We start from the raw sequence: 11,148 nt of genomic DNA on the forward strand, positions 1-11,148 counted from the left end.
GGTCGTAGAAGCACTAACCGATGGGCGAGGGGTACGCATGACCGACACCGGCCAGGTCCCGGGCGACGGGCTGGCGGAGAACGCAGGCACGGTGGAACAGCCGGGCGTCCCTGGTGCGTACACCTACCTCTCCGAGACCACCGCCGAGGACGAAGACCTGTTGTTGCTGCCGGGCGCCCAGAGCCCGTGGGGCAACGAGGTCGCCCCGCCCGCTCCGGAGCCGGTCGTCGAGACCGTCCACGAGCCGGGCCCGCACGAGATGTCCGGCCGCGACAGCGGAGCGCACGATCTGAGTGCCGTCCGCACGCCCCAGCAGCAGGCTCCCTCGACGCCGATCCCGCCCATCACGCCCCGTCGGCCGCTGCACCTCGGTCCGCCGATCCCCGACGCCTCCGCGAGCCCGGTCCGCTCCCTCGCCGACCGCGGCCCCGCGGGCGCACCGGTACGGCAGCCGGCCGCGGCCATGCCCGGCCCCGAGTACTTCGACGTGCCGCAGCCGCAGGGCGCGGTCCCGTGGGGCGCCCCGGCCCAGGCCGCCGTCCAGACGCCGGTGAGCACGGTGGCCCCGGCTGCCGAAACGGTTGTTCCGGCCCAGGAGCCGGTGGGCTCCGCCCAGGCCGCGGTGCCCCCTCTTGCTTCCGAGGCGGAGGCCGTGGGGTACGAGGTTCCCGAGACCCCGGCGCCGGATGCCGTGGAGGCCCCTGAGGCCCCTGAGGCCGTGTACGCGCCGGAGCCCGTGCAGACCCCGGTCGCCGAGGCGGGTCAGGTCCTGGCCGACGGTTCCGGTGCTGACGGAGTTCAGCCCGACGGGGGCGAGGGGCAGCTGCCGGCAGACGGCTCTCTGCCTGACGGCGTTCAGCTCGCTCCTGCCAGTGCGGAGATGCCCGCGGAACAGGTCCTGGCCGACGGGCCGGTGGCCGAGGCGGTCCAGGATGCCGGTGCCGAGGCCGAGCAGGCGCTGGCCAATGGCCTCGTCGTCGGTGCCACGGAGGACGCGGTGGCCGTGGCGGACGCGGTCGACGCCGCTGAAGCCGAGCCGGTGCCCGTGCCCGTGCCTGTCGTGGAGGCGTCCGCTGCTGCGGCTGACGCCGACGCCACCACGCCGGTCGCCGAGGAAGTAGTGGCCGAGCCGGAGGCCGTCGCCGTTCAGGAAGCGGTCGCTTCGGAAGCGGTGACTGCCGAGGACGCCGAAACCGGCACGGCTCAGGAGGCGGACGCTTCCCAGGAAGCTGTCGTAGCTCCGGAAGTCGAGGCCGTACTGGAGGAAGCCGCACCCCTCGTCGGTGAAGACGTAGTGCTCCAGGCACCCGTGGAGGCCGAGCAGGTCCCGCAGCCGATGGATGCCGTCACCGCACCCGACGAAGTCCCCTCCCCGCCCGCGGAGGACGACCCCGCGGCCGAGATTCCCGAGCCGCTCGCCGTCGAGGAGGCGGCGCCCGCCGAACAGGCGGCACCGGCGCCGGAGTGGACCCAGGAACCCGTCCCGGCCGCTCTGCCCGCCGAGGTCCCGCAGGCTCCTCACCTCGTCCCGGCCCCGGACCCCGTCCAGCCCGCCCCGCAGGGCCCCGTCGGAGGGCCGGCCGACACCTCCGCCCAGGAAGCGCCGGAGCCCCTCGCGGCGGACGTGGCCGACATCGACGTACAGGCGATGGAGCCGGCGGCTCCGGCCGACGAGCTCCAGCCGTCGGACCCGGTCGCGCAGGAGGGCTTCCCGGCCGCCCCGGACCAGGCGCCGCAGGGCCCGCAGACGCCGGCAGCCCAGCCGCTCGCGGCGGAACTCGCCGATGCGCAGACCCAGTTCGCGTACCCCGCCGCTGCCGAGGCCCCCGCCGTGCTGCCCGCCCAAGTCCCCTTGGAGCCCCGAACGGGCGAGCCCTTGGGCGAGTTCGTGCCGGTGGACGGTTCGGTGCCGACCACCCCGCACCTCGCGCCGACCCCGCCGCACCCCCTGTCGCTCCCCACGGACGACGCACAGCAACCCGTGGTCCCGGCCCCGCGTGAGGCGGTCGGCGACCCCGAACCCGCACAGCAGGCGGACGACCTGGACACCCGGGCGGCCGATCAGGAAGACCACGAAGTCCAGGAAGTCCAGGAAGAAGTGAGCACGGCCGCCGTGGAAGAAGTTCGACAGTCCACGGGCCCCGCCGCCCCCGCCTACGACGACGCCGAGCGCGAGGCCGTCCTCAAGGTCATGCGTGAGCGCCGCGACATCCGCAACGGCTTCCGCGGCGACCCCATCCCGCACGAGGTGCTGCTCCGAGTCCTGGAGGCCGCCCACACCGCGCCCTCCGTCGGCCACTCGCAGCCCTGGGACTTCGTCGTCATCCGCTCCGCCGAGACGCGCGCCGCGATGCAGGACCTGGCCCAGCGCCAGCGTGACGCGTACGCCAAGTCGCTGCCCAAGGGCCGGGCCAAGCAGTTCAAGGAACTGAAGATCGAGGCCATCCTCGAGACCCCGGTGAACATCGTCGTCACCGCCGACCCGACCCGCGGCGGCCGCCACACCCTCGGCCGGCACACCCAGCCGCAGATGGCCCCGTACTCCGCCGCGCTCGCCGTGGAGAACCTCTGGCTCGCGGCCCGCGCCGAGGGCCTCGGCGTCGGCTGGGTCAGCTTCTTCGACGAGCGCGAGATGGTCCGAGCGCTGGGGCTCCCCGAGCACCTGGAGGTCATCGCCTACCTGTGCGTCGGGTACGTCGACGAGTTCCCGGACGAGCCCGAGCTGATGCAGGCCGGCTGGTCCAAGCGCCGCCCGCTGTCGTGGGTCGTGCACGAGGAGACGTACGGCCGCCGCGCCCTGCCCGGCGAGGAGCCGCACGACCTGCTCGGCGAGACCGTCGCCCAGATCCGCCCGCTGGACGCCAAGGCGCTCGGCGAGGCCTGGGAGCGGCAGAAGCGGATGACCAAGCCGGCCGGCGCGCTCGGCATGCTGGAGATCATCTCCGCCCAGCTGTCCGGGCTTTCGCGGCAGTGCCCGCCGCCCATTCCGGAGCCCGCGGCTGTCGCGATCTTCGCCGGTGACCACGGCGTGCACGCCCAGGGCGTCACCCCCTGGCCGCAGGAGGTGACGGCCCAGATGGTCGCCAACTTCCTCGGTGGCGGCGCGGTCTGCAACGCCTTCGCCGCTCAGGTGGGCGCCGAGGTGTGTGTGGTGGACGTCGGCGTGGCGTCCGAACTCCCGGCCACGCCAGGCCTGTTGCCCCGCAAGGTCCGTGCCGGCACGTCCGACATGACCACCGGCCTTGCGATGACCCGCGAGGAGGCCAAGCAGGCCATCGAGGTCGGCATCGAGACCGCGCGTGACCTGGTGGCCGCCGGCAACAAGGCCCTCCTCACGGGCGAGATGGGCATCGCGAACACCACCGCGTCCGCCGCCCTGATCTCGGTCTTCACGGGAACCGACCCCGCCGACGTGACCGGTCGCGGCACCGGCATCAACGACGAGACCCTGGCCCGCAAGACCGAGGTCGTCCGCCGCGCGATCGAACTCCACCAGCCGGACCCCGCGGACCCGATCGGCGTCCTGGCGGCCATCGGCGGCTTCGAACACGCGGCCATGGTGGGCCTGCTGCTGGGCGGCGCCTCCCTCCGCACGCCGGTCATCCTGGACGGCGTCAGTGCGGGCGCCGCCGCCCTGGTGGCCCGCGCGATCGCCCCGGAGGTCCTCGCGGCCTGCATCGCGGGCCACCGCAGCGCGGAACCCGGCCACGTGGCCGCCCTGAACAAGCTCGGCCTGCGCCCCCTGGTCGACCTCGACCTCCGCCTCGGCGAGGGCACGGGCGCCCTGCTGGCCCTCCCCCTGGTCCAGAGCACGGCGCGGGCGATGCATGAGGTGGCGACCTTCGATTCCGCAGGGGTGACCGAGAAGTAGGCGCTGCGAGGGGGACCCGGGGACCAGGTCCCCGGGTCCCCCTCGCACGTGGGTCCGCGCCCGGCAACGACGCCCAGCCAACGGACACCTGAGCCGCCCGCCCCGCGCACCCCGTAAAATCCGCACGTCAGGGCCACTGCACCGCCGTAAAGAGGAGCCGCACCCTCATGGCCGAAAACCCCGCCTACCCCGTAGGCCTCCGCCTCACCGGCCGCAAGGTCGTCGTCCTCGGCGGCGGCCAGGTGGCCCAGCGCCGCCTCCCGGCCCTGATCGCAGCGGGCGCGGACATCCTCCTGGTATCCCCCTCGGCGACCCCCTCCGTAGAGGCGATGGCGGACGCGGGCGAGATCACCTGGGCCCGGCGGCCTTACCAGGAAGGCGACCTGGAAGACGCCTGGTACGCCCTGATCGCCACCGGCGACACGGAAGCGAACGCGCGGGCCTCAGCCGAAGCGGAGCGCCACCGCGTCTGGTGCGTCCGTTCCGACGACGCCGACGCCGCCACCGCCTGGACCCCGGCGACGGGCCACAGCGAGGGCGTCACGGTCGCCGTGCTCACGACGAACGCCAAGGGCCGGGACCCCCGCCACACCGCGGCCATCCGGGACGCGGTGGTCGAGGGCCTCCGCGACGGCACCCTCGTCGCCCCGCACCACCGCACCCGCACCCCCGGCGTCGCCCTCGTCGGCGGCGGTCCCGGCGACCCGGACCTGATCACGGTCCGGGGCCGCCGCCTCCTCGCCGAGGCCGACGTCGTCATCGCCGACCGCCTAGGCCCCCGCGACCTCCTCGCCGAGCTCCCGCCGCACGTGGAGGTCATCGACGCGGCGAAGATCCCGTACGGCCGTTTCATGGCCCAGGAGGCCATCAACAACGCCCTGATCGAGCACGCCAAGCAGGGCAGGTCGGTCGTACGGCTGAAGGGCGGGGACCCCTATGTCTTCGGCCGGGGCATGGAGGAACTGCACGCCCTCGCCGAGGCCGGCATCCCCTGCACCGTCGTCCCCGGCATCTCCAGCTCGATCTCGGTCCCGGGCGCGGCCGGCATCCCGGTCACCCACCGCGGGGTCGCCCACGAGTTCACCGTGGTCAGCGGCCATGTCGCCCCCGACGACGAGCGATCCCTCGTCGACTGGGCGTCCCTCGCCAAGCTCACCGGCACCCTCGTGATCCTCATGGGCGTCGACAAGATCGGCCGGATCGCCGAGACCCTGGTGGCCCACGGCAAGTCGCCGGACACCCCGGTCGCCCTGGTCCAGGAGGGCACGACGGCCGCCCAGCGCCGGGTCGACGCCACCCTGGCGACGGTCGGTGAGGTGGTGGTCGCCGAGGACGTGAAGCCTCCGGCCGTCATCGTCGTAGGCGAGGTCGTCGCCGTGGGACCGCGGATGTCGGAGCCCTCGGAGTAACCCGGGGTAACACAACCTGTTCCCAGCCGTTGGCACCGCTCCCCGGACAAGGCAGTATCACCCTGTGGCCGATCTCATCACCGTCGAGGACCCCGACGACCCGCGCCTGCACGACTACACGGGCCTGACCGACGTCGAACTGCGGCGCAAACGCGAGCCGGCCGAGGGCCTGTTCATCGCCGAGGGCGAGAAGGTCATCCGCCGGGCGAAGGACGCGGGCTACGAGATGCGCTCCATGCTGCTCTCCGCGAAGTGGGTCGATGTCATGCGTGACGTCATCGACGAACTCCCGGCCCCGGTCTACGCCGTCAGCCCGGAGCTCGCCGAACAGGTCACCGGCTACCACGTGCACCGCGGCGCGCTCGCCTCCATGCAGCGCAAACCCCTGCCCACGGCGGCCGAGTTGCTCCAGACCGCCCGCCGGGTGGTGGTCATGGAGTCGGTCAACGACCACACCAACATCGGCGCGATCTTCCGCTCGGCGGCGGCACTGGGCATGGACGCGGTCTTGCTGTCGCCCGACTGCGCCGACCCTCTGTACCGCCGCAGCGTCAAGGTCTCGATGGGCGCGGTCTTCTCCGTCCCCTACGCCCGCCTCGACTCCTGGCCCAAGGGCCTGGAGTCGGTCCGCGAGGCCGGCTTCACCCTCCTCGCCCTCACCCCGGACGCCAAGGCCAAGACCCTGGACGAGGCCGCCCCGCACAGGATGGACCGGGTCGCGCTGATGCTCGGCGCCGAGGGCGACGGACTGACCACCCAGGCCCTGGTCGCCGCCGACGAATGGGTCCGCATCCCGATGGCCCACGGCGTCGACTCCCTCAACGTGGGCGCGGCGGCCGCGGTCGCCTTCTACGCCGTGGCCACGGGGCGCCCACAGGGCTGAGCGGCAGCTCGGGCCGGCTCCGCCCGGGGTGCTTTCCCGTGACGGCGATCCCGGCGAAGACTCAGTCCGTCCCGTCACCGGCCGACCGCAGCGGCGGTTCCTGGGCCGGCGGCGTGTGCACCTGTCCCTGCCGCTGTTCCCGTACGACACCGCTGTCGCCGCCGAGTCCGCGCGGCGGCCCCTGGCAGCCCTGAGCCGCGGCGATGCCCAGGGCCACGAGCAGCGTCACGACGACGAACACGAACAGCCGCTGACGCAGGAGACGCGGGTTCGCGGGGCGCAGTCCCGTCTTGCTGTTCCTGGGAGAGGGCCGACCGGTACCGTTGCGCGGCGCGGGGCGGCTTCCGCTGCCGGACCGGGTGGTGTTCCGCGAGGAGGCAGGGGTGGACCGGGGGCCCGGGCGGGAGGAGGGCACGCCGTTGCCGCGCGGGGTGCTGCCGCCGCGTGACGGGACCCCTCCGCGCGCGGGGGCCTGGCCCCGGGCCTGCCCGGAACCGCGGGCCGGAGGGGTGCCCTGGGAGCTGGGACTGCCCGGCTGACCCTGGGGGCGACGTTGGGCGGCCCGCTCCGGGTAGGTGTCGGCGATGCGTCCGGTGGGCCGGTCCGCCTCGCCCGCGCGCGGGGCGGGCGGCCGCAGATCCGGCAGGCCCTGTCCCTCGCGGGCCGCGATCTCCTTGAGCCGCAGCGACAGTTGGAGGGTGCTCGGCCGCTCCTCGGGGTCCTTCGCCAGACAGGCGCGGATGAGAGGGGCCACCGCGTCGGGCACGCCGTGCAGCTGCGCCTCCTCGTGCACCACGCGGTACAGCATCACCTCGGAACTGCCGTGCCCGAAGGGCGAGTCGCCCATCGAGGCGTACGCCAGGGTCGCGCCCAGGGAGAACACGTCCGTGGCCGGCGTCACCGCGGCGCCGCGCACCTGCTCGGGCGCGAGGAAGCCGGGGGAGCCGACGGCGGTGCCGACATGGGTGAGGGTGGAGGCCCCGGTCGCCCAGGCGATACCGAAGTCGATGATCCGCGGGCCCTTGGGGGACAGGAGGATGTTCGACGGCTTGAGGTCACGGTGCACCACCCCCGCCTCGTGCACGGCGACGAGCCCCTCCGAGAGGGCGGCCCCGATGGCGGCGACCTCGGCCGCGCCCAGGGACCCCTCGTCGGCGACCTTGTCGTGGAGGGAGGGGCCGGGGACGTACTGGGTGGCGAACCACGGACGGTCCGCTTCCAGGTCCGCCGCCACGAGCCGGGCGGTGCAGCCGCCGCGGATCCGTCGCGCGGCGGAGACCTCGCGCGCGAAGCGCGACCGGAACTCCTGGTCCTCCGCGAGATCGGGCCGGATGACCTTCAGTGCGACCCGCTGCCCCTTGCGGTCGGAGCCCAGGTAGACGACGCCCATTCCGCCCGCGCCGAGCCGTCTGTGAAGCTTGAACGAGCCGACGACGCGCGGGTCCTCGCGCCTCAGGCGCATCATCGCCATGTTCATCCCCGCTGCCCGGTCCGTGTGACGAGCCACAGCTTACGTTTCCGCGGGCCGCCGCGCGCAGAGGCCGCGCCCTCTCGTCCCGATGGATTGTCAGTGCCGGGTGGGAGACTTGAGGGGTGGTCAGGGAGCCGGAGGACGGGCGGACTTCGGTGGCAGTGTGATCCCAACCACCTGTCGCAGAAGGGGGATTGAACCCGTGAAGGGTGATCGCGTGGAGATAGTCGTGGACGCAGGGGACACGACGCGCACATACGAGGTGGTGGCGAGCAGGGCAGGCCGCCGGGTGGAGACGGCGGTCCGACGAGGCGTCGTGGAAGTGAGCGAAGTCACGAGGAACGGATCGGTGGTGCGGACGGCCCGGTTCATGGCGACCCGGGTGCTCGCTCTCGTGGAGCAGCCGGTGCCGCGTGAGGACAGCTCGGAGAAAGCCGGGCAGACCGGACGACCCCTCCGGGAAGACCCGGAGACCTAGGTCCCCGTCTCCACCCACGGGAGTACTCCGCTGGTCACGGCTCATCCTCGGGGAGGCCCGGCAATCGGTACGAGGGCATGACGTGCGGAGAGCCCCTGACGCCTAGATTTGAGGTCAAGCGGCGGGTGCAGCACTCGTCCCCCGAGGTCAGACACCCGCCGCTGCCAACGACAACAGAACGGTCAGGAGAGGGACCATGGCTCTTACGGCACCGCGGACACTGTCCCGCACATCCAAACCCCGCCGTACGGGCCGCCGTCACCCGCTGGTGGCGACGCTCATGGCCCTTCCTCTGGCGGTCCTGCTCCTCGTCGTCTTCGACGGCTGGGAGACAGTGGCCACACAGGCGTCGTCCGTGGGAGTGATGCTGGGGCGCTGAGCGGCGACCCCAGGCCCGGAAGAGCGGTCCGGGCGGGGACATCAACCCATGAAACCCCGTGGGGACGGGGGTGCGGCGGACGGCAAAATGCCGGCGCAGCTGGGGAGCTGCGCCGGCATTGCTTTGCCCGGCGGCCGGGGTGGCGAACGGCCCGTCTTGACGTGGATGACTGCAACTCCCCAGGGGCGCGGGCAACTGCGCGACCAGCCCCCACCGGCCTGCACTTGCGCAAGGACCCGGCGTGGCACTCCCGTAGGCGCCCGGTCCAAGCCCAGTGCAGCTGCCCGCGGGGGATTGCGTGACCAGCCCGCACCGGCCTGTACCCGCGTAGGGACCCGGCGTGGCACTCCCGTAGGCGCCCGGTCCAAGCTCAGTGCAGCTGCTCGCGGGGGATTGCGTGACCAGCCCGCACCGGCCTGTACCCGCGTAGGGACCCGGCGTGGCACTCCCGTAGGCGCCCGGTCCAAGCTCAGTGCAGCTGCTCGCGGGGGATTGCGTGACCAGCCCGCACCGGCCTGTACCCGCGTAGGGACCCGGCGTGGCACTCCCGTAGGCGCCCGGTCCAAGCCCAGTGCAGCTGCCCGCGGGGAATTGCGCGACCAGCTCCCACCGGCATGCACCCGCGCAAGAACCCGGCGTGGCACCCCCGCAGGCGCCCCGCCCAAGCCCAGCGCAGCTGCCCGCACCCGCCCAAGGACCCAGCGAGGCACCCCCGTAGGCGCCCAGCTCAAGCCCAGCGCAGCGGCTACGCTCGCGAACAGACCACCCGCCGCCCAGGGAGCCCCGTGACCACCCACCCCCTGCTCACCGAGTTGACCCTCAGGGCCAGGACCGAGGCTCACTCCCGCGAGCAGTCGGCGTGCCCCTGCGGAGCGGTAACCCTCGCCGACCGCCCCGACGCCACAGTCGTCCGGCACGCGGACACCGTCGCGAAGGCCCACGCCCCCGACACCGCCCCCGCCGACCTGACCCCCCGCCTCGCCACAGCCGCCCATCTCCCCGGCATACTCCTGCCCCCACTCGGCAGGACCCCCGTCGACCTGCACGGCAGACTCGTCACCTTCTGGCCGTACGGCGAACCCGTGGACCCCGAGAACCCCGACGCCGCCCCCTGGGAGTCCGCCGCCACCCTCCTCGCCCAGCTCCACCGGACCCCCGCCCCACCCGGCCTGCCCCCCATGCGCGGCCCCGCCAAAGCCGCCCTCGCTGTCGCCCGCCTCCTCGCCGCCCCCCACCGAAGGCACACCGTCCCCGTCCTCCGCGCCTGGCGCACCCTCCCGGCCTGGGCCCGCGCCGAGACCCCCATGTCCGACACGACGACCCTCTGCCACGGTGACCTCCACCTCGGTCAACTCGTCCGCCACCCCGCCCCCGACGGCCCCTGGCACCTCATCGACGTCGACGATCTCGGTGTAGGGGAACCCGCCTGGGACCTCGCCCGCCCCGCCGCCTGGTACGCCTGCGGCCTGCTGTCGCCCGACGACTGGTCCCGCTTCCTCGGCGCCTACCGAGCGGCAGGCGGCCCCGCCGTCCCCGCCGACGGCGACCCGTGGCCGGCCCTGGACGTCGCCGCCCGTGCCCTCACCGTGCAGACGGCGGCCCGGGCGATCGCCAAGGCGGCCCAGGCGGACCGTGCGCTGGACGACGTGGAGCAGGCGGTCGTCGACGCCTGTGACCGAATGGGTTCTGCCCCGCCGCAGTTGGCGGGCGGTGTCGCGAAGTAGGGTGCAACCGACCAGGGCCGGACGGAGTCTGTCCTGGCGTAACGCGAAGCAGGACCAACGGGCGAGGAGTTGAGCCGACGATGCAGTGTCCGAAGTGTCACGCACCGATGCACACCTACAACCGCAACGGTGTCCAGATCGAGCAGTGCAGCGGTTGCCGCGGGATCTTTCTCGACTACGGCGAGCTGGAGGCGCTGACCCGTCTGGAGGGCCAGTGGGGCGGCGGCCCCGCCGTTCCGCCACCGCCGGCCGCTCCGCAGTACCCGGCCCAGCCCGGCGCACCGGCCTGGGGCGCGCCGCAGCACGGAGGCGGTCACTACGGCGGCCACGGTGGGCATCACGGCGGCCACCGCAACCGCGGCTTCGGCCACATGCTGTTCTCCAGCTGACCGAGCAACGAGGAAGCCCCCGGCCGCAGGGCCGGGGGCTTCGGTGTGTGCGCGATACTGGGATTGAACCAGTGACCTCTTCCGTGTCAGGGAAGCGCTCTCCCGCTGAGCTAATCGCGCGGGAACCACGATCAAGATCGTGAACACTGCGTGCGCGATACTGGGATTGAACCAGTGACCTCTTCCGTGTCAGGGAAGCGCTCTCCCGCTGAGCTAATCGCGCGGGTCAGACCTTCGATGATCTGCCGAAGATCCAGTGGACGATACTGGGATTGAACCAGTGACCTCTTCCGTGTCAGGGAAGCGCTCTCCCGCTGAGCTAATCGTCCTTGGAGGTGGAGACGGGATTTGAACCCGTGTAGACGGCTTTGCAGGCCGTTGCCTCGCCTCTCGGCCACTCCACCAGGAGTGCAGGGGCTCGGGAAGATCCCCTGTTTCCATCGAGCGGACGACGAGGCTCGAACTCGCGACCTCAACCTTGGCAAGGTTGCGCTCTACCAACTGAGCTACGTCCGCTTGTCGTTTCGTTCCGCTCTCGCGGCCC

Annotated in this window: 8 protein-coding genes and 5 tRNA genes; 7 read left to right on the forward strand and 6 right to left on the reverse strand. The window is 73.0% G+C overall.

What is annotated here, in order from left to right:
• Positions 1 to 37: 37 nt before the first annotated feature.
• The 3 genes from cobT (at position 38) to M2157_RS38785 (ending at position 6,163) form a co-directional block, all read left to right on the forward strand.
• Positions 38 to 3,871 (forward strand): nicotinate-nucleotide--dimethylbenzimidazole phosphoribosyltransferase, encoded by a 3,834-nt coding sequence (gene cobT, locus M2157_RS38775; protein WP_280867521.1) that lies wholly within the window; start codon positions 38 to 40, stop codon positions 3,869 to 3,871.
• Positions 3,872 to 4,038: 167 nt separating this feature from the next.
• Positions 4,039 to 5,280, forward strand: a complete 1,242-nt coding sequence (gene cobA / locus M2157_RS38780) for a uroporphyrinogen-III C-methyltransferase (protein ID WP_280867522.1) — start codon at positions 4,039 to 4,041, stop codon at positions 5,278 to 5,280.
• 64 nt (positions 5,281 to 5,344) lie between these two features.
• Positions 5,345 to 6,163, forward strand: a complete 819-nt coding sequence (locus M2157_RS38785) for an RNA methyltransferase (RefSeq protein WP_069761407.1) — start codon at positions 5,345 to 5,347, stop codon at positions 6,161 to 6,163.
• Positions 6,164 to 6,224: 61 nt separating this feature from the next.
• Here the strand turns inward: M2157_RS38785 and M2157_RS38790 are convergent, their stop codons facing one another.
• Complete coding sequence (locus M2157_RS38790; protein WP_280868334.1) at positions 6,225 to 7,640, reverse strand: serine/threonine-protein kinase; 1,416 nt, start codon at positions 7,638 to 7,640, stop codon at positions 6,225 to 6,227.
• Positions 7,641 to 7,836: 196 nt separating this feature from the next.
• Between M2157_RS38790 and M2157_RS38795 the strand changes: the two genes are divergently transcribed.
• From M2157_RS38795 to M2157_RS38810, 4 genes are all read left to right on the forward strand, one after another.
• On the forward strand, positions 7,837 to 8,112 hold the full coding sequence (locus M2157_RS38795; RefSeq protein ID WP_007380750.1) for a hypothetical protein: 276 nt from the start codon (positions 7,837 to 7,839) through the stop codon (positions 8,110 to 8,112).
• Between the two features lie 196 nt (positions 8,113 to 8,308).
• A complete protein-coding gene (locus tag M2157_RS38800; protein WP_266526136.1) occupies positions 8,309 to 8,491 on the forward strand; it encodes a hypothetical protein in 183 nt (60 codons plus the stop codon).
• A gap of 785 nt (positions 8,492 to 9,276) precedes the next feature.
• A complete protein-coding gene (locus tag M2157_RS38805) occupies positions 9,277 to 10,215 on the forward strand; it encodes an aminoglycoside phosphotransferase family protein (protein ID WP_280867523.1) in 939 nt (312 codons plus the stop codon).
• Between the two features lie 80 nt (positions 10,216 to 10,295).
• A complete protein-coding gene (locus tag M2157_RS38810; protein WP_280856445.1) occupies positions 10,296 to 10,604 on the forward strand; it encodes a zf-TFIIB domain-containing protein in 309 nt (102 codons plus the stop codon).
• Between the two features lie 48 nt (positions 10,605 to 10,652).
• Here the strand turns inward: M2157_RS38810 and M2157_RS38815 are convergent.
• The 5 genes from M2157_RS38815 to M2157_RS38835 form a co-directional block, all read right to left on the reverse strand.
• Positions 10,653 to 10,724 (reverse strand) — tRNA-Val (locus M2157_RS38815).
• 31 nt (positions 10,725 to 10,755) lie between these two features.
• A tRNA-Val gene (locus M2157_RS38820) sits at positions 10,756 to 10,827 on the reverse strand.
• A 34-nt stretch (positions 10,828 to 10,861) separates the two neighbouring features.
• Positions 10,862 to 10,933, reverse strand: a tRNA-Val gene (locus tag M2157_RS38825).
• Between the two features lies 1 nt (position 10,934).
• Positions 10,935 to 11,008 (reverse strand) — tRNA-Cys (locus M2157_RS38830).
• A 39-nt stretch (positions 11,009 to 11,047) separates the two neighbouring features.
• Positions 11,048 to 11,120 (reverse strand) — tRNA-Gly (locus M2157_RS38835).
• Between the last annotated feature and the right edge of the window lie 28 nt (positions 11,121 to 11,148).

It is taken from the genome of Streptomyces sp. SAI-127 (assembly GCF_029894425.1).
In the GTDB taxonomy this organism is placed as follows: Bacteria; Actinomycetota; Actinomycetes; order Streptomycetales; family Streptomycetaceae; genus Streptomyces.